Origin of the sequence: Sporichthya polymorpha DSM 43042 (genome assembly GCF_000384115.1) — a bacterium.
Classification (GTDB): domain Bacteria; phylum Actinomycetota; class Actinomycetes; order Sporichthyales; family Sporichthyaceae; genus Sporichthya; species Sporichthya polymorpha.
The window spans coordinates 710,694-731,427 of record NZ_KB913029.1 but is presented as its reverse complement, the minus strand read 5'-3'; the positions used below and the strand labels follow the sequence as shown (position 1 = coordinate 731,427).

At 67.8% G+C, this 20,734-nt stretch carries 20 protein-coding genes and 1 pseudogene; 20 read left to right on the top strand and 1 reads right to left on the bottom strand.

Annotated elements, in window-relative coordinates; translation table 11 throughout:
• Nucleotides 1-5: 5 nt before the first annotated feature.
• The 15 genes from SPOPO_RS0103650 (at nt 6) to SPOPO_RS34710 (ending at nt 14,823) form a co-directional block, all read left to right on the top strand.
• Nucleotides 6-1,508: an ABC transporter substrate-binding protein gene (locus tag SPOPO_RS0103650; RefSeq protein WP_019873423.1), complete on the top strand. Its 1,503-nt coding sequence runs from the start codon at nt 6-8 to the stop codon at nt 1,506-1,508.
• A gap of 65 nt (nt 1,509-1,573) precedes the next feature.
• Nucleotides 1,574-2,212: a TetR/AcrR family transcriptional regulator gene (locus SPOPO_RS27530; RefSeq protein WP_019873422.1), complete on the top strand. Its 639-nt coding sequence runs from the start codon at nt 1,574-1,576 to the stop codon at nt 2,210-2,212.
• Nucleotides 2,209-2,874, top strand: a complete 666-nt coding sequence (locus tag SPOPO_RS0103640; protein ID WP_019873421.1) for a TetR/AcrR family transcriptional regulator — start codon at nt 2,209-2,211, stop codon at nt 2,872-2,874. The genes SPOPO_RS27530 and SPOPO_RS0103640 overlap by 4 nt, the downstream gene beginning before the upstream one ends.
• Before the next feature lie 115 nt (nt 2,875-2,989).
• A complete protein-coding gene (locus tag SPOPO_RS0103635; protein ID WP_084670870.1) occupies nt 2,990-4,471 on the top strand; it encodes an ABC transporter substrate-binding protein in 1,482 nt (493 codons plus the stop codon).
• A 154-nt stretch (nt 4,472-4,625) separates the two neighbouring features.
• Nucleotides 4,626-5,696 (top strand): hypothetical protein, encoded by a 1,071-nt coding sequence (locus SPOPO_RS0103630; protein ID WP_019873419.1) that lies wholly within the window; start codon nt 4,626-4,628, stop codon nt 5,694-5,696.
• A 7-nt stretch (nt 5,697-5,703) separates the two neighbouring features.
• Complete coding sequence (locus tag SPOPO_RS0103625; protein WP_019873418.1) at nt 5,704-6,792, top strand: phosphotransferase; 1,089 nt, start codon at nt 5,704-5,706, stop codon at nt 6,790-6,792.
• The gene (locus SPOPO_RS0103620) at nt 6,792-8,027 is read left to right on the top strand and encodes a cytochrome P450 (RefSeq protein ID WP_211210846.1); all 1,236 of its coding nucleotides are present in this window, start codon (nt 6,792-6,794) and stop codon (nt 8,025-8,027) included. Before SPOPO_RS0103625 ends, SPOPO_RS0103620 begins: the two co-directional genes overlap by 1 nt.
• The gene (locus SPOPO_RS0103615) at nt 8,015-9,685 is read left to right on the top strand and encodes a PEP-utilizing enzyme (protein ID WP_019873416.1); all 1,671 of its coding nucleotides are present in this window, start codon (nt 8,015-8,017) and stop codon (nt 9,683-9,685) included. The genes SPOPO_RS0103620 and SPOPO_RS0103615 overlap by 13 nt, the downstream gene beginning before the upstream one ends.
• Nucleotides 9,682-10,656 carry a DUF7065 domain-containing protein gene (locus SPOPO_RS0103610; protein WP_019873415.1) on the top strand — a complete coding sequence of 325 codons (975 nt, stop codon included), beginning with the start codon at nt 9,682-9,684 and terminating at the stop codon, nt 10,654-10,656. The genes SPOPO_RS0103615 and SPOPO_RS0103610 overlap by 4 nt, the downstream gene beginning before the upstream one ends.
• Nucleotides 10,657-10,780: 124 nt before the next feature.
• Nucleotides 10,781-11,815: an LLM class flavin-dependent oxidoreductase gene (locus SPOPO_RS0103605; RefSeq protein WP_169577150.1), complete on the top strand. Its 1,035-nt coding sequence runs from the start codon at nt 10,781-10,783 to the stop codon at nt 11,813-11,815.
• Nucleotides 11,812-12,624, top strand: coding sequence for a tyrosine-protein phosphatase (locus SPOPO_RS0103600; RefSeq protein ID WP_019873413.1), 813 nt, complete (start codon nt 11,812-11,814; stop codon nt 12,622-12,624). The genes SPOPO_RS0103605 and SPOPO_RS0103600 overlap by 4 nt, the downstream gene beginning before the upstream one ends.
• Nucleotides 12,621-13,214 (top strand): cytochrome c oxidase subunit 3, encoded by a 594-nt coding sequence (locus SPOPO_RS0103595; RefSeq protein WP_019873412.1) that lies wholly within the window; start codon nt 12,621-12,623, stop codon nt 13,212-13,214. The genes SPOPO_RS0103600 and SPOPO_RS0103595 overlap by 4 nt, the downstream gene beginning before the upstream one ends.
• 7 nt (nt 13,215-13,221) lie before the next feature.
• Nucleotides 13,222-13,500, top strand: a complete 279-nt coding sequence (locus SPOPO_RS0103590; RefSeq protein WP_019873411.1) for a cytochrome C oxidase subunit IV family protein — start codon at nt 13,222-13,224, stop codon at nt 13,498-13,500.
• A 42-nt stretch (nt 13,501-13,542) separates the two neighbouring features.
• Nucleotides 13,543-14,286, top strand: a complete 744-nt coding sequence (locus tag SPOPO_RS0103585; protein ID WP_019873410.1) for a hypothetical protein — start codon at nt 13,543-13,545, stop codon at nt 14,284-14,286.
• A 171-nt stretch (nt 14,287-14,457) separates the two neighbouring features.
• Nucleotides 14,458-14,823 (top strand): DUF305 domain-containing protein, encoded by a 366-nt coding sequence (locus tag SPOPO_RS34710; RefSeq protein WP_169577149.1) that lies wholly within the window; start codon nt 14,458-14,460, stop codon nt 14,821-14,823.
• 265 nt (nt 14,824-15,088) lie between these two features.
• Here the strand turns inward: SPOPO_RS34710 and SPOPO_RS0103580 are convergent, their stop codons facing one another.
• Entirely contained in the window at nt 15,089-15,619 is a 531-nt protein-coding gene (locus tag SPOPO_RS0103580; protein ID WP_156869533.1) for a hypothetical protein, read from the bottom strand.
• 251 nt (nt 15,620-15,870) lie between these two features.
• Here SPOPO_RS0103580 and SPOPO_RS0103575 point away from each other — a divergent pair, with 251 nt between their 5' ends.
• The 5 genes and pseudogenes from SPOPO_RS0103575 (at nt 15,871) to SPOPO_RS0103555 (ending at nt 20,693) form a co-directional block, all read left to right on the top strand.
• Nucleotides 15,871-16,065 (top strand): ferredoxin, encoded by a 195-nt coding sequence (locus SPOPO_RS0103575; RefSeq protein ID WP_019873408.1) that lies wholly within the window; start codon nt 15,871-15,873, stop codon nt 16,063-16,065.
• Between the two features lie 322 nt (nt 16,066-16,387).
• The gene (locus tag SPOPO_RS0103565) at nt 16,388-16,651 is read left to right on the top strand and encodes a hypothetical protein (RefSeq protein ID WP_019873406.1); all 264 of its coding nucleotides are present in this window, start codon (nt 16,388-16,390) and stop codon (nt 16,649-16,651) included.
• 111 nt (nt 16,652-16,762) lie between these two features.
• Nucleotides 16,763-18,322 carry an AMP-binding protein gene (locus SPOPO_RS0103560; protein WP_019873405.1) on the top strand — a complete coding sequence of 520 codons (1,560 nt, stop codon included), beginning with the start codon at nt 16,763-16,765 and terminating at the stop codon, nt 18,320-18,322.
• A gap of 120 nt (nt 18,323-18,442) precedes the next feature.
• Nucleotides 18,443-18,821 (top strand): annotated as a pseudogene (locus tag SPOPO_RS36115) (IS982 family transposase); the annotation flags it as partial.
• Nucleotides 18,822-19,172: 351 nt separating this feature from the next.
• Nucleotides 19,173-20,693, top strand: coding sequence for an ABC transporter substrate-binding protein (locus SPOPO_RS0103555; RefSeq protein WP_245541693.1), 1,521 nt, complete (start codon nt 19,173-19,175; stop codon nt 20,691-20,693).
• Nucleotides 20,694-20,734: the final 41 nt, after the last annotated feature.

Genomic DNA, 20,734 nt, shown 5'->3' with positions numbered 1-20,734 from the left:
CACCTATGCACGCGAACCGAACGGCTCCGCGCCGGCAGTTCACCGCCGGGATTCTGATCACGGCCCTGACCGCCACGCTTGCGCTCTCGGCCTGCGGCTCGCGCCGCGACGCCCAGGAGTTCGTGGCGGCCAATACCGGGACCGGCGTGGTGGCCGACGCCGGCACCGGTGTCGCGACCGACGGTGGGCTCGGGACGGTGCCGGCTCCCGGCGCGGTCCCCGCTCCCGGGACCGTCGCGGGCGCGACCGACGGGGCGACCAGCCCCGATGCGGTCGCGAGCCCGGGCGCCGCCAAACCCGGTGCGTCCGGGACGAACTCATCCGGCACGGCCGCGAAGGGCACCAAAACGGCAGCGACCGGCAACAAGTGCGCCACCTCCGGATCGGTCCTCATCCTCGGCAACATCAGTACCCAGTCCGGCCTGCTCGGTGAGCTCTTCAAGGGCCTGCCCGAGGCGCTGCAGGTGTGGGCGAAGGCCGCGAACGCCTGCGGTGGAGTGGGTGGACACCCTGTCCGCGTTCTCTCCGCCGACGACGGCGGCGACCCGGCGACCGCGTTGACCATCGCGCAGCGCATGGTGCAGAACGACAAGGTGCTGGCCTTCATCGGGCTGGACATGCCGCTGTCGGTCGCCGGGATCGAGCGGTACCTCAAGGAGGTCGGTGTCCCCTCCATCGGCGGCGACTCCTCCGAGCTGCCCTTCTTCACCAACCCGATGTTCTTCCCGATCGGGCCGTTCGTCAGCGTGATCGGCGCCGCCGACGCGGAGATCGCGATCGCGCGCGGGGCCAAGAAGCTGGCGGTCTTTTACTGCACGGAGATCCCGAACTCCTGCGGCCCGGTCGCGGCGAGCAAGGACCTGCAGGTCGGCTCCCCGGTGGTCAAGGCGATGGGCGGTGAGGTCGTGCTGTCGCAGAAGGCCTCGGTCGTCGCGCCCAGCTACACCTCCCAGTGCATCGCGGCCAAGCGCGCCGGCGCCGAGGCCATCATCGCGATCCTCGACGGACCCAGCGTCGGCCGCCTGGCCACGAACTGTCACGCCCAGGACTACAAGCCGCTGTTCCTCGGCATCAGCCTCGGGCTCAGCGGGAACCTCACCGACTATCCCGCTTTGAACGAGGACAACTTCTTCGCGCCGCTCAACACCTTCCCCTGGGTGGACACATCGCTCCCCGCGACCAAGAAGTACACCGACGACGTGCAGAAGTACTTCGGGCGGGCCCTGAGCGGTCCGAGCCCGGCGATGGCCTACGCATCAGGCGAGCTACTGGCCGCGGCTGCCCGGGCTGGCCTGCCGGCCAGTCCGACATCGGCGGACATCGTGAAGGCCATGTACACGGTCAAGAACGAGACGCTCGGGGGACTCGTCGCGCCTCTGACGTTCACGCCGAAGCTTCCCCGGGAGGGCATCACGTCCTGCTACTTCCTGGTGGCCATCTCGAAGGGCAAGTACACGGCGCCGGAGGGCTCCAAGTGCCTGAAGGTCAACGCGAGAGGCCCGCAGTAAGGGGCCAGGCCCGGGCGCGGCGCCGCGCCCGGGCCGTAACACGGCGGGGTTAGGCTCTGGTTGCCATGTCCTCTGCCTCCCCGTCGTCGACGAGCCGCCGTGCCGAGTCGCTCGACCGACGCCACATCGAGCGTCGTGAACTCATCTCGCGGTGGCTGCTGCCGGCTGTGGAGCGACTCCTCGAGGAGCAGACCTACCCGAGCCTCACGGTGGACCAGATGGTCGCGGAGGCCGAGCTCTCCCGGTCGACGTTCTACAACTACTTCGAGGACAAGAGCGACCTGCTCCGGGCCCTCACGGGCGACGTCATGTCGACGATCGTCGACGCCACCCGGATGTGGTGGCAGCTCGCACCGAGCGGGACCAAGGACGAGTTCCACGCCGCGCTGGCCCACCTCTTCGCGATCTACAGCCCCCACACCACGCTGATGCGGGCGGTCGCCGAGTCGATCTCGCACGACGCCCGGGTGCGGGAGGAATTCATGGCGTACATGGCCAGCGGTCAGCAGGGAATCGCGGACTACATCCGCACCGGCCAGACCGCCGGCGTGTTGCGTACCGACCTCGATGCCGACGCCACTGCCGCCTGGCTCACCTGGATGATGGAACGCGGGCTGTCCCAACTCAGCCTCGGGTCGGGGGAGTACGAGCCCGAGCGGGTCCTCGCCGCGGTCGTCGACATCCTGTGGAAGGCGCTGCATTGACGACCGCGGCGCCGCGCAACGGCAAGAAGCGCATCGACTCAAAGCAGCGGCGGCGGGAGATCCGCGACCGACTGCTCGCCGCCATCGACGCCCTCGCTGCCGACGGCGACACCTACTCGACGGTCAGCGTCGAGAAGCTGGCGACCACAGCCGGCATCTCCCGCGCCACCTTCTACATCTACTTCGAGGGCAAAGCCGACCTACTACAGGCCTGGTTTGCCGAGATCCTGGAGGAGTTCGCCGACGCCGCCGACCGATGGTGGTCATTGGGCGCGGACGCCACCCCGGACGAACTGGCCACCGCCCTGGACGCGGTGCTGGACGTCTACCTCGGCCACGCGGGCCTGATGGCCGCGATCAACGACGAGGCGACGCAGAACGACGAGCTGCGGGCCACGTTGAGCGGCGCCATCCAACGCGGGATCGAGGGGACACGCCAGCACATCGAGCGCGGCCAGGCCGAGGGCTTCGTCGACCCAGACCTGCTGGCGGCGGAGACCTCCGCGTGGCTGGTGTGGCTGATCGAGCGCGGTATGAATCAGGGCCTCGGAGCCGGCGACGACGAGCAATCCCGCCTGCTGCGGAGCAATCTCACCTCCGTGATCTGGCACGTCCTCTACGCGGGATCACCGGCACATCGGGCCGCGGCCGGGCGGGTCTGACCTCTCGTCCGGCGTCCCTGCACAAAGTCTCTGGACAGTCCGTCCGATCCGTTGCACACGTTGTCTAATCGAGTTACCGTGGCTCGACGCGGACGCCCCTGAACGGAGCACGGAGATGGTCAGGATTGGCCGAGGCAGCCCTCGCGCGCAGATCGTCGCGGTGCTGGCAGCCTTAGCACTGCTTGCAACCCTCACCGCATGCGGCTCCCGCCGTGACGCGCAGGAGTTCGTCGCTGCCAACCCACCGGCCGGCACGGTCGCCGGCGCGGCCGTCGATGGCTCCGTCGATCCGTCACAAGGGTCCACCCCGGGGGTGGTGGACCCCGCAACCGGAGTCGCGCCGCCGGTGGCATCCGGCAGCACCGCTCCAGGGGGGACCGCGGCGCCGCAAGCCGGCAAGCCGAGCGCCAAGCCTGGCGGAGGGGCATCGTCCAGCGGCGGCGCCACCGCGACGAACAAGTGCGCCACGTCGGGATCGACTGTGACCTTGGGGAACATCAGCACCCAGTCGGGCCTGCTCGGTGAGCTCTTCAAGGGGATCGCCGAAGCCCTGCAGGTGTGGGCGAAGTCGGCCAACGCCTGTGGCGGGCTCGGCGGTCACCCGGTCCGGGTGGTTTCCGGCGACGACGGCGGTGACCCGGCTACCGCGTTGACCCTCGCGCAGCGCATGGTCGAGAACGACAAGGTGCTGGCCTTCGTCGGATTCGCGGCGCCGCTGTCGGTCAACGGGTTCGAGAAATACCTGAAGGACAAGGGCGTTCCGTCGATCGGGGGAGTGTCCTCGGAGCTGCCGTACTTCACCAATCCGGTGTTCTTCCCGATCGGTCCCTTCGTCAGTGTGATCGGTGCGGCCGATGCCGCGATTGCGATCGAGAGGGGCGCCAAGAAGCTTGCCGTCTTCTACTGCGTCGAGCTTCCGGCCTCCTGTGGTCCGGAGGCGGCGAGCAAGGATCTGCAGGTCGGTTCCCCGGTCGTGAAGGCGATGGGCGGCGAGGTGTTGCTCAGTCAGAAGGCGTCGCTGGTCGCTCCGAGCTACACCTCGCAATGCATCGCCGCCAAGCGGGCCGGCGCCGAGGCGATCATCGCGATTCTGGACGGGCCGAGCGTGGGCCGTCTCGCGACGAACTGTGCGGCGCAGGACTTCAAGCCGCTCTTCCTCGGGATCAGCAATGGGATCGGTAGCAACCTGCTCACCTACCCCGCGGTGAACGGCAACTTTCTCGCGCCGCTGAACACCTTCCCCTGGGTCGACACGTCGGTGCCGGCGACCAAGGGCTTCGCCGAGAACATGCGGAAGTACTTCGGGCGCATGTTGGAGGGACCTGCCCCGGCGATGGCATACGCCTCGGGAGTGCTCGCGGCGGAGGCGGTCAAGGCCGGTCTTCCTGCCAACCCCACCCCGGCCGACGTCCTGAAAGCCATGTACACGATCAAGAACAACGACCTGGGCGGCCTGGTTGCACCCCTGACCTTCACTCCGAAGGTCCCGCGGGTCGGGATCCCGTCCTGCTACTTCCTGATCGCCATCGAGAACGGCAAGTACGTCGCCCCGCAAAAGAACAAGTGCCTGCCGGTGAACGCGAAGGGTCCGCAGTAGTCATTCCCCAGCTCGGTTCCGCGATTCACCGGTCCGATGCACAGCCTGCTGGACAGCGTGTCCATTTGGTTGCACACACTGTCTAATCAGGGTTATCGTGAAAATCCGCGAGACCCGGCACCCCGCCCCGACGAGTTCGAAAGAGGACAGCCGCATGGGATGGTCCGACCAGATCGACGTCTCCGACGAGCATTGGCACCAGGGAAGTACCGACCCGTACTGGAGCGAGAACACGCTCTTCGGGTTCACGGTGCCGGAGCGGAACATATGCGGGTTCGTGTACTGGTACTGGCGCCCCAACATGAACCTCGTCGTGGCCGGCCCGGCGGTCTGGGACCACACCGGCGAGGACGTTTACAACTGCCTGTACTACGGCTGGGACCAGCATCTGGCGATCCCGCCGAACTCGGACATGTACGACTTCACGCTCTCGAACTCGCTGTCGTGCGAGATGATCACTCCGCAGAAGGAGTACCACATCACCTACGACAAGAACGGGTTCAAGCTCGACCTCACATGGACGGCGACCGCCGAGCCGCACTACATGAAGTTGTCGAAGGGCGGCGAGGAGGACCCCGGGATCAAGAACTGGGTCGCCAAGGACGGGGACTACTCGGTCGGGCACTACGAGCACGCGGGTTGGTTCAACGGCCATATCGAACTCGAAGGCGAACGGATCGAGATCAACTGCGGCGCGCTGCGCGATCGTGGGTGGGGCCCGCGCCACGCGGACATCAAGGACCCGCTGCGGGCGGGGTGGCCCTACTGCTTCGCCTCGCCGCAGAGCGGCTTCCACCTCTACGACCCGCAGACCACGCTCTCGTTCGAGGAGGACCCGATCGAGGGGACCACCGAGACGATCACCACCGGCCTCTACATCCGCGACGGCGTCAAGGCTCAGGTCGTCAGCGGGACCCGCACCGCCGTGCGCGGCCGCGACGGTCGCGTGCTGTCCCAGGTCATCGACGCGGTCGACGAACTCGGACGCGAACTGCACGCCGAGGGCCAGACGATGAACTGGCTCAAATGGCCGATCAACAGCGACATCATCAACTGGTGGTCGATGGTCAAGTGGGAGTTCGACGGGCAGGTCGCCTACGGCGAGGACCAGGACTTCATGAACTTCCGGCACTACCGCCGCTACTGGCGCCGGCTGCTGGAGAAGGATCCCGGTCTTCTGCACTGCTTCCCGGACTCTCCCGACTACCCGCCGTACGGGAAGTAGGCCACTCATGTCGATCGTGAACTCCGTCGAGGAGATGACCGCGGACTGGTTCACCGGTGTGCTCGCCGGTGTCCTCGGATCCGCCCGCGTGGAATCGGTGGCGACCGAGCAACTCGGCGGTGGCGCCTTCGCCCGAATGGTGCGGGCCACGCTGACCTACGACGGCCCCACTTCCGCCCCGGCTTCGGTGATCGTGAAGATCCCGTCCACCGATCCGGGCAGCTTCGGGATGGCCAAGGCCATGGGCATGTACGACCTCGAGGTGAGCTTCTACCGCGACGTCGCTCCGCTCGTTCCCGACATGAGCGTGCCCACCTGCTACGCCGGTGAATCTGACCCCCAGTCAGGTCTGTTCACCCTCGTGCTCGCCGACCTCAGCGACGTGGCGAAGCCGCTGGCCAACGTCGGCGCCGGCTCATCGGTCGAGGACATGCTCGCGGCCTGCCGCGCGGCGATCACCGAGCTGGTGAGGTTCCAAGCCCCGCTGTGGAACTCCCCGCAGGTGGCGAAGCTCGAATGGCTGGCCGACCCGCGTCGCGCAATCGGAATGTTCGAGGCGATGGGCCAGGGCTTGGAACCCTTCGTCGCCCGGTTCGGCGACAGCCTGGACGCCCGGCACATCGAATTCTTCCGCACGAACCTGCCCCGCGCCGGCGACTGGGTCCGGAGTTGGAGTGCGCCGACTGTCGTCCAGCACGGCGACTTCCGCAGCGACAACCTGATGATGGGCACCGCCCCCGGAGCCCCGCCGGTCACCGTCATCGACTTCCAGACGGTGCGCCTCGGCCCGCCCGGAATCGACCTGGCGTATCTGATCGGCTCGTCCCTGCCGACCGAGGACCGTCGCGCGCACGAAAAGGACCTCGTCGCCAGTTACCACAGCCAGCTCGTGGCCGCCGGCGTTCACGACTTCGACGCCGATGCCTGCTGGAACGCCTACCGCGAAGGCGCCCTCTACGGAGCCTTCCTGTTCGTCGGCCTGGCCGCCCAGGTCGTCTCCACCCCGGAGCTCGACGCCTTCATCGCCGCCCAGGCGAAGCGCTACGCCGACATGGCGATCGACCTCGACTCTGCCGCCACCCTGAAGGGCATCTGATGACCGAGACACAGCAGCAGCCAGGAATGCTCGACATGCTGCGCAGCACCTGGGACACCTGCCCGATGTTCGGGCAGCTGCGCGAGGCCGCGCCGGTCATGTACGTGCCCGAGATGGACGCCTGGGTGCTCAGCCGGTACGAGGACGTCGTCGTCGCCGCCAAGGACACCAAGCGATTCGGCAGCATGCCCGCCGACCTCGTCGGGGAGGTTCCGGACGAGGTCAAGGACCAGCTCCCGCACGGTTACGCCCCTTGGATCCCCGCGCTGGTCAACACGAACCCACCCGAGCACACCCGGATCCGCCGCCTGGCGAACCACCCCCTGACGGCCAAGTCGGTCGCCCGCCGTGAGGATGCGATTCGTGAGGCCGCGAACGCTCTCATCGACGAGTTCGTGGCCGACGGACGCGCGGACCTTGTCGAGAAGTTCGCGACCCCGATGCCGCTGCACGTGCTCATCCGGTTCCTCGGCGTGCCGGAACAGGACCTGCAGCGATTCCGGGACTGGACGCTCGGCATCGTCGAGCTGTTCCTGCCGAGCATCGCCCCGGAACGCCGGCTGGAACTTGCGCGTGACCAGGTCAAGTTCAGTGAGTACCTGAACGAGGCGATCGCGGCCCGCCGGAAGGAGCCGGGCGACGACGCGATCAGCGAGCTGGTGCTGGCGCAGGAGGAGGGCGAGAACAAGCTCACCGACCTCGAGATCCTCGGCATCATCGGCCAGTTCATCATCGCGGGCTTCGAGACGAGCGCCGGTGGGATCAGCTTCTCCCTCTACATGCTGGCGCAGCACCCGGAGATCGCGGCCCGCCTCCGGGACGACCTCTCATTGGTTCCCAAGGCCGTCGAGGAGTCGCTGCGCCGGCTCACCCCGGCGCGCGGCATCGTGCGTCGCGTCCTGGAGGACGTCGAGTTCGGGGGCCAGAAGATCCCGGCCGGCTCGAACCTGTTCCTGCTCGTACAGTCGGCCAACAACGATCCGACGGTCTTCAACTGCCCGGAGAAGTTCGACATCGACCGCGAGAACTCCGAGATGCGCAAGAGCATCCACTTCGGCACCGGTCCCCACCTGTGCATCGGCGCTCCGCTCGCCCGCCTGGACATGCGGATCGCGCTCGAGACGGTGCTGACCCGCCTGCCGAACCTGCGAGTCGTGCCGGGCCAGGAGATCCGGGTGCAGGACGGGATGATCTTCCACCGGCCAGAGCGGCTGGAGTTCGAGTGGGACGTCTGACCGACGGCTCCTCCACCGATCCCGAGCAGATCGATCCGCTCGAGGCGTGGGATCCGCTGCACGCGTTCAGTCGGCCGGACGAGCACTGGACGCGGACGAACGTCGGCGAGGCGATGCCGGGGGTGCTGACCCCGCTCGGATGGACGTTCTGGGGCGGCAACGCCGAGCGGGCCTTCCGCGGCGTGATCGCCGACATGGGAGTGCTGACTGCGGCCGAGCGCGCCGTTCCCCTAGACCCGAACACCTGGACGATGCGCCCGTTCTACGGCCGGATCGGCTGGAACGTCGACTTCTTCGCGACCATCGGTGACCGGATGCCGGGCACCAGCGCGGAGAAGGTGGCCCTGTCCCTGCTCGGCCGGGTTCCGCCGACGCTGGCCTCGAACCCCACGAAGCGGTTCTACGCCCGGGTCGGTGCGAGCATGGCCCGGGTGGTGGCGACGTCGCCGCGGGAGGTGCGACGGGTTTCCGCGGAGACCGACCAGTGGTACCGGCGCACCATTCTGAGACTGCCTCAGATGGAGCTGCCCGAGGCGAGGCGGACCCTGGCGGAGGCCGGTGAGGTCTTCGTCCGAGTCCTGGTCGCCCAGGGCCACATGACCTTCGGACTGATCACTCCCCTCTACGAGGCTGTCGAGGCGTTGGTGCGCCGCACCGGCGTCGGGGACGCTGCGGTGCTCAGCGGGTCCGGCGGCGCCGAGGCGGGCATGTTGACCGACATGTGGCTCGTCTCGCGGGATCAGCTCGCCCTCGACGAGTTTCTGCTGCGCCACGGCTACCACGGACCCGCGGAGGGCGAGGCATCCAGCCGGTCCTGGCGCGAGGATCCGACCCCGCTCACCCGCATCCTCGACGGCTACCGCAGCTACGGCGACGACGAGTCGCCGGCCGCGCGGGACGCGGCGGCGCATGCGAACTACCGGCAGATGGTGGACGCGGTCGTGGCGGCTGTGCCGACCTGGCAGCGCCCGGGGGTGCGCGGGCTGCTCGCCGCGGCGGGCCGCTTCATCCCACAGCGCGGCGTTCCCAAGCGGGGGATGTTGCAGAGCGTGGACGTCTGCCGGGCCGTTGCGCGGCGGATGGGCGCCCTGCTCGCCGACGACGGAGTGCTGGCCGACCCCGAGGACGTCTTCTACCTCACGACCGACGAGCTGACCGCCGGGTCGTTGCCCGCGGATGTGCAGGACCTCGTCGCCCGGCGCCGGGAGCGCAGAGCGCTCTATTCGACCCTGGTGATCCCCAGCGAGTGGCGCGGCATGCCGGTGCCAAGCCGCGCCGTCGATGCAGCGGCCGAGATCCGCCAGTCGGTCGAGGGGCAGGACTCGGTGCGTGGCATCGGGGTCAGCCCGGGTGTCGTCGAGGGGGTGGCCCGGGTGGTGCTCAATGCCGACTTCGGCGAGGTGGACGACGGCGAGATCCTAGTCTCGCCGACCACGGATCCGAGCTGGGCCTCCATCATGTTCGTGTCGGCCGCCCTCGTCGTGGACATCGGCGGCGCGCTCAGCCACGCCGCGGTCGTCGCCCGCGAGCTCGGGCTGCCGTGCGTCGTCAACACTCGGGTCGGCACATCGGTGATCAACACCGGCGACCGGATCCGCGTCGACGGGGCGGCCGGCACGGTGGAGATCCTGGCGCGGGCCGAGGCGGTCGGGTCATGACCGATCCCCGCCTGCTCGACGTGGCGTCGGGTGCCGACAGCTTCAAGCGGGGCAGCCCCGACCCCTGGTGGAACGAGTCCGCCTGGTTCGGGTTCCAGATCCCCGACCGCGACATCAACGGGTTCTTCTACTACTGGGTGCGCCCGAACATGAACCTCGTCGCGGGTGGTGTCGCGGTGTGGGACGCCCACGGTTCGCGCCGCGACGACTGCCTGTACTACCACTGGTTCCCGTTCAACCCGCTGCCCGCCGATGCCGACATGTTCTCCTTCGAACTGAGCAACGGGATGAGCGTGCGCACAGTGGACCCGTTGCGGGAGTACCGCCTCGGCTTCTCCTCCGAGGCCTGCTCGCTGGACCTGAACTGGCGCGGCGTGACGCCCGCGTACGACGTTTCGTTCAGCACCGGAGGCAAGGACGGCACCGAGGACTTCGGCAACTTCCACTACGAGCAGATCGGTCACATCCAGGGCACGCTGGTCATTGACGGCGAGCGCCTGGACGTTGACTGCCACCAGATGCGCGACCGGTCGTGGGGGGTGCGCCGGCCCTTCCTGTCGCACATGCGGGGCGGCCTGGAAATGGCGTGGGTCTCGGACCAGCTCGGCTTCAGCGTCACGATGATCACCCCGGACGCCACCAAGGCCGAGACCGACGTCGACCACTTCGCGTACGGGATGATGCTTGTCGACGGCGTACTCTCCGTCCCGGTCTCCGGACACCGTCGCGTCACCGAGCGGGCCGCGGACGGTGCCCCTCTCGCGGTCCAGGTCGAACTTCGCGACCCGGACGGCCGCGCGATCTCCGCGACCGGCCGGATGCGCAACCGGTTGCGTTACGTCGACCTCTGGTACGTCGACTGGTGCCTGGTCGAGTGGGAGGTCAACGGCGAAGCCGGCTGGGGTGAGTCCCAGGACATGGCATCGGTCGACGACGTCCGCCGTCGCCAACGCCGCGCCCGTATGATCTGACGAAGGGTCAACAATGCCCGCGATTCCGCAAACCTCCGCCTTCTTGTGGGGAGACCGCCACTTCCCGCCCGCCGTGGTTGCCCAGCAGGCTCAGGCCCTGCAGGCCAGCGGTGTAGTGGACTTCATGTCACAGTCCACCCAGATGGGTAGCTTCATCCCGCCGCAACTGTGGCGCACGGAGAACGCGCCGATGGCCGCGATGCTGCGCGACCCCGACTCCATGCACGACGCGTTCCTCATGACCTCCTACACGCATGCCGCGGCGCCGGAGCTCGGGATCTCGGTGCTCACCGACGGTCTGCGCATCGGACCGGCCCAGCTCACCCAGATGCTGCTCACGCTTGCGGACATGGCGCAGGGCCGCATGGTCGTCCATGTCGGGGGCGGTGAGGTCAAGCAGACCGGTCCCTTCGGCTACAAGCGCAGTCGTGGCATCAAGAGCCTCGAGGACTTCGCCCGGATCTTCGACGCCTTTCTCACCAGCGACGGCCCGTTCGACTACGAGGGCAACCACTGGCAGATGAAGCAGGCCTTCCTCGGGTCCGCCCGCGCGCACCGCCCCCGCATCCACGCCATGGGATCGGGCCCGATGCTGCTGGACGTCGCAACGTCGTACTGCGACGGCCTGTCCTCGGCCGCGCCCTGCGCCTGGGGCACTCCCGAAGAAGCCGCTGAGGTCATCGCGCAGGTGCGCAAGGACGTGGAACGCAAGGGCCGGGACCCCGAAGCCTTCACCTTCGGCATCTTCTGCCCGGTTCTCATCCACGAGGACGAGAACGTCCTCGACAAGGCGCTGGACAACCCGATCGTGCGCTGGATCGCCGCCACCTTCGGCCGCATCCAGGGAAGCGACTGGGCCAAGGCCGGGCTGCCCTCGCCGACCCCCGAGGGCTGGGCCTACTTCAAGGACTTCCTGCCCAAGGCGACGCCGACGGCCTTCATCGACGACGTGCTGTCCAAGACCACCCGCGCGCACGCCGAGGTGGGGTACTTGTGGGGTACCCCCCAGCAGGTGGCGGACAAGCTGCTCGCCTACGCCGAGGCGGGCGTCAGTTTCGTGGCGCCTGCAGATTACCTGCCCGTGGTCTGCGACCCCGAGGATGCGGCGCTCGGTCTCGATCGCAGCATCGCCTGCCTGGGAGCGGTGAAAGGCGGGTGAGCGCGCCGCCGCAGGCCGGAGTGAACCCCGCGGGCCTGGTGCCGAATCTCCGAGATCTTGGAGGCTTCAGCCTCGCGCAGGGGGGCGTGACCCGCTCGGGGGTGCTGTTTCGTAGCGAAGCGCCCAACTTCCTGTCGGAAGCCGATCGCCGCGGTCTCGACCAGATTCAGCTCGTGTTGGATCTGCGGTCGCCGGGGGAAGGCGCCGCCCGGGAGGAGCTTTGGTTCGCCCCGCACGCGCCCGAGACGGTGGCTCTGCCGCTGTGGTCGAACACCCGGCTGTCGGCCGAAGCCGCGTTGGAGATGTGCCGCGACGAAGAGGTCGCCTTGGACTACATGGAGCGCACCTACCGGGAGATCGTGGAGGCCCTGCCCCGCGTCGCCCTGGCCGAGGTCGCGCACCGCCTCGGTGAGCGCGAACAGGTTCCGGCGCTGATCCATTGCACCGGTGGCCAGGACCGGACCGGCGTCCTCGTCGCCGTGCTGCTCCTCGTTCTCGGCGCCTCGCGCGAGGCCGTTCTCGAAGACTACGCCCGCACGACCCTCTCCTGGGACCTGGAGCGCATGTCTCGACACATGCAGGCGATGCTCGGTGCCGAGGAGCGCGACCTCGTCGACACGGCGGTGGGGCGAATCGTGGCGGACCCGCGGTATCTGGAGGGGGCGCTGGCTCAGATCGAGAGTTCGTACGGTTCCGTCGCCGGTTACTGGGCGGCAGGTGGTGTGGACAGCGCAGCCGTCGAGCGGATGCGTCGGGTGCTCTGCGTCGCCCCTGCTTTCGCGCCCGTCGAGGACGGAGTGCCCGTATGACCGCGGGGGTGGAGGCGCCGCCGAAGAGGCCGGCGCAGGAGGTGCACGTCCCGGGTGAACCGGGGCTGTGGGTGTTCCTGCTCGGCGACATGGTCGTGTTCGGCATCTTCTTCGGCACCATCCTCGTGCTGCGGGGCCGAGAGACCGAGATGTTCGTGTCCTCGGCCGAGACGCTGCACCTCGAGTGGGGCGTCGCCAACACCATCGTGCTGCTGACGTCGTCGCTGTTCGTCGTCATCGGCATGCATCTGGCCCGCGAGCGCCACCCGCACGCGCCGCGGTTCTTCCTGGCCGCGATTGCCTGTGGGCTGATCTTCGCCGGCGTCAAGGCGATCGAGTACACCTCACTGGTACAGGACGATCACACCGCCTCGGTGAACGACTTCTACACCTACAACTTCATGTTCACCGGCATCCACCTCGGGCACGTGGTGCTGGGCATGGGGGCGTTGCTGGCCGCGTCGCGCATCGCGCGGCCGGCCTCGACCGGGACCCACCGGACGGCGGCGCTGGAGGGCATCGCCAGCTTCTGGCACCTCGTCGACCTGCTGTGGATCATGTTGTTCGCGACGCTCTACCTGGTGCGGTGACGGCCCGATGACGCTGCTGGGCAGTTCGGCCACCAAGGGTTCCGTCATCGTGTGGGCCGCCCTGGTCGTTTTCACCGTGCTCTCCTTCGCCCTCGGCGGGGAACACCTGATCGACGACAAGACCCTCGCCGCGGCGATGGTGATCGGTATCGCGGCGATCAAGATCCGCCTCGTCGGCCGGCATTTCATGGAACTCCGGGGTGCACCCGTCGCGTTGCGGGCGGCCTTCGAGGGCTACTGCGCCGGGCTCTTCGTCGTCCTGATGGGGATCTACGTCTTTGCCTGACGCCTGCACGGCGACCCGACCACCTTCGAAAGGACGCCACGCGTGAAGCGCTACATCGAATTGGTCTGCGCCTCCGGCGGGATGATCTTCGCCGTCCTGTTCGGAATCGGGTTCGTAGGAATCGCGCAGTTCGTGCCTCCGCTGGATCCCAGCAACACCGCTGAGGAGACCGCAGAGATCTTCCGGTCGGACACCAACGCGATCAGGACCGGGCTCCTGGTGTGCTACATCGCCTGCCCGTTCTACCTCGCGTTCGGTGCGGCCATCAACGCGCAGACCCGCCGCATCATCGACCTGCCGAAATCGCTGGTCCAGCTTCAGGCCGCCGCCTTCTCGGCCAGCCTGATCCTGATCATTGGGCCGTTCATGCTCTGGTGGGTGGCCGCGTTCCGTCCCGGCGAGATCTCCCCCGAGCTGACCCAGACTGTGAACGACATGGCCTGGATCAGTTTCCTGATCGGGTGGGTCCCGTTCGTCACGTGGTACGTGACCACCGGGCTGGCCATCCTGTGCGACACCACCGCCGCGCCGGTCTACCCGCGCTGGGCAGGCTACGTCGCCGTGATGATGGGGATGGGTCAGACGTCGGCCACGTTCTTGATGTACTTCAAGACCGGGCCCTTCGCCTGGGACGGCATCTTCGCCTGGTGGCTGCCGGCTACCTGGTTCTTCATCTTCTTCATGGTCATGACCGTCACCACCTGGCAGGCGATCAACCGACAGTACGGGCACGACTCCGACGTAGTGCGGTCCGAGTCACCGCTCCCGGCAAGCAGCACGCTTTGAGCAGGCGGACGTTCGTCCCGTCATGTGCCATTGAACAGCGGGGGGCGGCGTTCGAGAACCGCGGCCAGCCCTTCCCACGCGCAGCAGGAGGTACGTCGCCGTACGAAGGCCGACGAGCTGGGTCAGAGTAGCGGCATCGGCGTCGGGAGCCATCGACGTGGGGTCAAAGCTATGGGTGACGTGCCAGAACAACGGCTTCCTGGCCTTGACGTTCAGCAACGGCGTCTATCCGTTCAACTGATCATCGGCGGCGGGGCGCTCCTGCTGGTGGGGGCCATCTTCGGTGCGGCCCGCGCCGTTGCTCCCGATCACACCTCGTCGGCCGACACGCAGGCAGTGGGGGTCCCGGGTGAGGTGGACATCGGGTTCAGCCAGGACATGGTGGTTCACCACCATGAGATCGGCATGATGAGCGGCTGGCTCGCTCTGTGGCACGCGCCGCCGGTCAGATCAGGCCCGTCGATGGCCTGGATGCCTGGCCACGCGGGAGGACGATGCCGGGATGGTGACTTCGGCCGACCTGGACGCGGTCGCTGAACTTCGTGGCTCTGCGACGACCCGTCGCACTGTCGAGCTGATGGTCCGTCACTACGAGAGGGGCCTGGAGATGGCGACCTACGCCGGCGCGCATGCCAGCGCGGGTCGTTCCGGCTGCTGCCCGCATGCTCCTGCGGGAACGCCAGGAGATCACCTTGATGAGGCAGTTGCTGGCGCCGCCGGCCTGACGAGCGACGAGCACCTAGAGGGGCTCCGAGCGGGAGCAGACGGCTGCAATCCTCGTTCCAGCCCGATTGGCGCCGGGTCAGGAACCGTCGGGGGTCGACCCCGCGAGGAAGCGGATCGTGTTCCCGGAACCGGCCACGGTCGGACCAAAAGGTGCGAGGGCCGGGGAGTATGACGTCCCGAAGTCCGTGACAGCGGTCGCGAGCTGCTCGATCACTGGATTCGCGACCGGGTTGAACTGCTCGGCGTACGGAGCCTGAGCGACCTTGCCCTGCTCCACGAACGAATTGCCCTGTTCGGCGAACGTGGCGCAGCCCTGGTCGATGCCTTCGGTGATGGCGCTGCCCTGCTCGGCCGCGTTGAACTCCTGGAACCCCGATCCGAGGCTGGCGGACAGCGTGCCACAGAGAACGGGGGCGCCGACCGTAGTGCCGAAGCCGAAGAAGTCGAGCAGAGGACCGACCACGGCCGTCTTGTCGCCCTCAGCGGCTTGCGCGGGAGATGCAGTGGCGGTGCTCAGAGGAACGACGCTCAGCGCCGCGGCGGCCCCGGCCGCGCTCAAGCGGCGGCCCATCGCAGACGGCTTGCGGTGCCTGTTCGCGTGTCCCATGGCGACGTCCTCTCCCTCGCGGTCTCCATCGCGCGACCGCTGGTTTGGTTACCGGCGTTCATTTTGTCTGGACACGGTGTCCGCGTCAATGCACGCTGTGTCTATCCATGGAAGCACGGACCGCCGTGTTCAGGTAGACGAACCCGAAGTTCTCTCGGATCACGCCTTGTCGGCGGGTGACCGGGATTGCATCGGGCATGATGTCCGGTCATACTGTCCGAGTTGTCGAAGCAGGCTCCGGAGGTTGGTACGTGCGAATCGTTGCCGATCACGCCAAGTGCACCGGCCTCGGCATGTGTGAGGCGGAGGCGCCGGAGTTCTTCGAGGTGCAGGACGACGGAAGTCTGAAGGTGCTCAAGGTCAACCCAAGCGCCGAGGAACTCGCCGCGGTGCAGGCGGCCATCGACTCCTGCCCGACCGAGGCTCTGACATTGGTCGAGGACTAGTCGGTTCGACCGGCCCGCCTTCAGTCTCAACCTCCCGAGGAGCACACGTATGGCCTTCTTCGCCGAAGCCAGCGAGGTCGACAAGTACATCGGTGGGTCTTCCGCGCCGCTGTCGAGCATCCCGAGTCCGGGCCGAAGCTGAAGGCAGCCGACCTCGTCATGAAGGTCGTCTACACCGACCCCGACGTCGAGATGAACCTCGTCATGCGCGAGCCCTACCAGGTGGTCTTCGGGTCGATCCCGGAGGACGCCGACGTCACCCTGATGATGAAAGGCCGACACGGCAGACAAGTTCTGGCGCGGCGGGCGCCCAAGGCTGGGCATGGGCGACCTGACGGGTCAGATCACGCGGGAGTACGAGCGTGAGCAGTCATACGGAGCGCTCGCGGTCGAGCCCGGTGACATCCCGCTCTCCTACGAGGCGATCAAGCCTGCGTGGTTCGATGCGTTGGCTCGGTGGACGTTGACGATCGCGCCGTCCTCGGGTCACTCCGACGAGCCGCCGCCGGACGTCCAGCCACAGGGAGCGTCTCTTGCCTTCATCGGGACGGATGGCGAGCGCGATTCGACGAACTGGCCGCGTTGAGCAGCTTCAGCTGACGGTCCGGGCCCTACTCCCTTTGCGCACGCCTGACTGCGCACAACCTTGGACAGGTCCGGCCGGGCGGATGGATCGAAAGCGAAAGGACAGGTCGACGTGAAGGAACTCGTCTTCTCTCGGACTCTGCTGCCGGCGTGGCAGATGCACGGCGACGCAGTCGGCTTCATCAACGCGGCCACGGGGGAGGAGCGGTCCTTCCGCCAGCACGCGGACCGCGTCTCGCGGCTCTGCGCCGCGGTCGAAACCAAGCTCGGTGTCACGCGGCGGGACCGCGTCGCCGTCCTGAGCGTGAACAGCATGGAGTACCTCGAGCTCTGGCACGCCGGGTTGCTCGGCGCCTTCGTGGTGAACCCGCTGAACCTGCGGTTCGCCCCGGACGAGCTGATCTACGTCCTGCGGGACGCCGAGAGCACCGTCTGCTTCGTGGATGCCACCTTCGCCCCGTTGATCGAGAAGATCCGCGACGCGGCCGGACTGAAGCACGTCGTCCTCATCGGCGGCGGCGAGGGCGCCGCCGATATGCGCTACGAGGACCTGCTGGCCGATGCGGGCAACCGGTGGCCCGAGGTGCCGGAGGAGGACGACCTCTGCGTTGTCATGTACACCGGCGGCACCACCGGCAAGCCCAAGGGCGTGATGCTCGACCAGCGGGCCGAGGTGCTCAATCAGTACCACGTCGCGATGAGCGTCCCGTGGGAACGGGGGGACACCTATCTGTTGGCGACCCCGATGTTCCACGGCGCGACGATGCTGGGTGTCGTGGGTGCGGCGATGTTCGGAGTGCCCGTCGTCATCCAGCCAATGTTCGAGCCCGAGGGGTTCATGACGGCGTGCGAGCAGTATCAGTGCACGGCGACGGTCCTGGTGCCGACCATGATCGGCATGATCGTGAACCACCCGCAGTTCTCGGCGGAGCGAGTCTGTTCCCTGAACAGACTGATCTACGGCGCGTCTCCGATGCCCCGGCCGCTCCTGGACAAGATCCTCGATTTGTTGCCGAGCACGCGCATCATCCAGGGCTACGGCATGACCGAAGCGGCAACGGGACTGACGCTGTTCTTCGATGAAGACCATCGCGAAGGCTCGCGGCTGGGCTCCTGCGGCCGAGCCTTGCCGGGTATCGAGATCAAGATCGTGGACACCGACGGCAACGACCTGCCCCCCGGTGCGGCCGGCGAGGTGTACGCCCGCGGCGGAAACTTCATGCAGGGCTACCTCAAGTTGCCCGAGGAGACGGAGAAGGCGTTTCGCGACGGCTGGTACGCCACCGGAGACGTCGGCTACCTCGACGAGGCGGGCTACCTGTTCCTCGTCGACCGCGCGAAGGACATGATCATCTCCGGCGGCGAGAACATCTACTCGGTCGAGGTCGAGAACGCGATTGCTTCTCACCCGGAAGTTCTGCAGGTCGCGGTCATCGGTGTCCCCAGCGAGCAGTGGGGCGAGGCGGTGCACGCGATCTGTGTGGTCAAGCCGGGCTCGGCGCTGACCGCCGAGGACGTCATCACCCACGCGCGTACGTCGATCGCGGGCTACAAGGTGCCCCGCTCCGTGGACTTCCGCACCGACCCGCTTCCGCTCTCCGGCGCGATGAAGATCCTCAAGAGGGACCTGCGCGCCCCTTACTGGGCAGGCAAGGACCGGGCCATCAACTAGATGAACGATTTCAAGGGCTTGGTGCCAGCGCGCGGAGACGGCTGAGCGTTGAAGCGTGTCCAGGGTCGACGTTGCAGCCCATGACGTCGAACCCCTGGAGGTCCTTCGACGGACGCCGACCTGGACACCTTCGCCACCGCACTGTACGCGCGCGCACCGACGAAATGCTGAAGAGGGCGCCGGAGTTGTCTCGGCGCGTCCCGCGGTCGGGATCCGCCGCGTATCGGCGACTCCGAGATGGTCGTGCTGGCGTTACTGCAGGCTCTGCTCAGATTCACCAGCGAGGCCCGCTGGCTGCGCCACGCCCGGGCCCATCTGCGCCAACTGTTCCCGTACCTGCCCCAAGCAGACTGGTACAACGAGCGGGTGCGGCGCCTGGGCCCCACGATCGCGGCCCTGGTCCGGGTCCTGACCCGCGACACCACGTTGGGGAGCGATGACGTGTGGGTGGTCGGCTCCACCGGTCGAGTGCGCCCGCTCGTGCGAGACCGTGCAACGACATCTGCGGGACGCTCACGGCCACCCAACACGCGCTGGGCGCGCTCACAACCAGTCGGGACGAAGTGCCCGACGCGATGACCGAACGAATCCGATCCGGGTTCGATCGGTCATCGCCCAGTTGCGCGTGATGACGGGGAACTTGATGTCATCGAGGGCATGATCAAACTCGGTTTTGGGGATGACCCGGATGCGCGAGGGCGGACCGGAAGACGGGGTCCATCTCACGTAGCACCGATGCTGACCGGCCCCGCTCCGCGCTCCTGGGCCCGGCATCAATTGCGCGACGAGGTTTCCGGGGGCCGGAACGAGACCAAATTGGCTGCTGCCAAGCCTGCGTAGCATCCGCGACATGTTGCGTATGACCGGAGTCACCGGCAGCCGTGCGCGCCGCAATGCGCACCGTCGCTGCGCGCTGGCGGGGTTCTCCGCCGTCGTCCTCCTGCTGTCCGCCTGCGGCACTCGCGTCAGCGACGAACGACTGACGGCCGCGGGCAGTCTTGGCGGCGCGCAGTCCGTGGCCGTGCAGACGGACACGCAAGCGCCCGGGGCCGCGGCCGATCCACGCGTGTCCGGATTGGCGCCCGCGACAGGAGCGCTTCCTTCGAACGAGGTCCCGGGGACCGCCAAGAGTGGTGGGACGGCTGCGCCCTCGGCCGGCGTGGCCGGCCCAGCCGCGGGCGGCCCGACCGGGGGCCCCGAGGCGAACCCCGTGGCCGCCGTGGGCGACGCGAAGGTCGCGGCGGCGGAGGCTCCGTGCACGCGTCAACTCGAACCGATCTCCCTCGGCCAGGTCGGGGCGTTCAGCGGCTTCCTGGAGCCCACCCTCGGTGGCTTCCGCCCCGGTCTCGCGGCCTGGGCCAGCGAGGTCAATGCGCGTGGCGGCGTCCAGTGTCATGCCATCCGGCTCTCCCAGCGTGACGACGGTTCCGATCCCGCCCGGACGACCTCGGCCGTCAAGGGTCTGATTGAGGATCAGAAGGTCGTCGCGCTCGTCGGAGCCGATGTACCGATCACGCTCGCTGCGTATCGCGCCGCGGCCACCGCAGGGGGCATCCCCACGATCGGCGGCGACGCGATCAACCCGGAGTGGAACACCGATCCCCTCATCTACCCGCCGGGCGTCGTGTCCCTGACCGGATTCGCCGGCGCCATCAAGGCCATGGTCGGGGACACCGGCAAGAGCAAGCTCGGCCTGATCTACTGCGTCGAGGCCTCCATCTGCGGGTTGATCCGCGACTCGATCGACGACATGGCCAAGCGGGCCGGCGCCACCGTGGTCACGAAACAGTCGGGCTCCTTGACGCAGACCGACTTCACGTCGCAGTGCCAGAACCTGAAGAACGCCGGCTCCGAGGTCGTGTTCACCGTCCTGGACAGCTCCGCGGTGCAGCGATTCTTCAAGTCGTGTGCCTCCATCGGCTTCCGTCCACCGTCGGCGACCACCGGCATCGCGGTCGGGCCGAGCACGGCGGCGGACCCGAACGTGCAGGCCGCGTCCATCTACCTCAACTCGCCGACCCCGCCGTACTTCAACGACTCCCTGCCCGGCGTGCGGGCGTTCCAGGAGGCGATGAAGCGGTACGCCCCGGGTGCGCGGGTGGACCAGTCGGCCATGGGTGGGTACGCCGCTGGAAAGTTGTTCGAGGCCGGGCTGGCCAAGGTGGCCGCGCAGGCTCGCAGTGGCCCGGTCACCACGAAGATGATCATCGAGGGCATGAACAGCCTGAAGAACGAGACGTTGGGCGGGCTCACCTCGGCACCGCTGACCTTCAAGGCGGGACCCCACCCGACCGAGGCCTGCTACTTCGTGACGCTGATCAACAAGCAGGGCGTTTCCGACCTGACGAAGGGTCGCCCGCAGTGCCTCTGAGGCGCCCTTCGCGCTCGTCGCGTCGGGGTCGCCGCCTGACC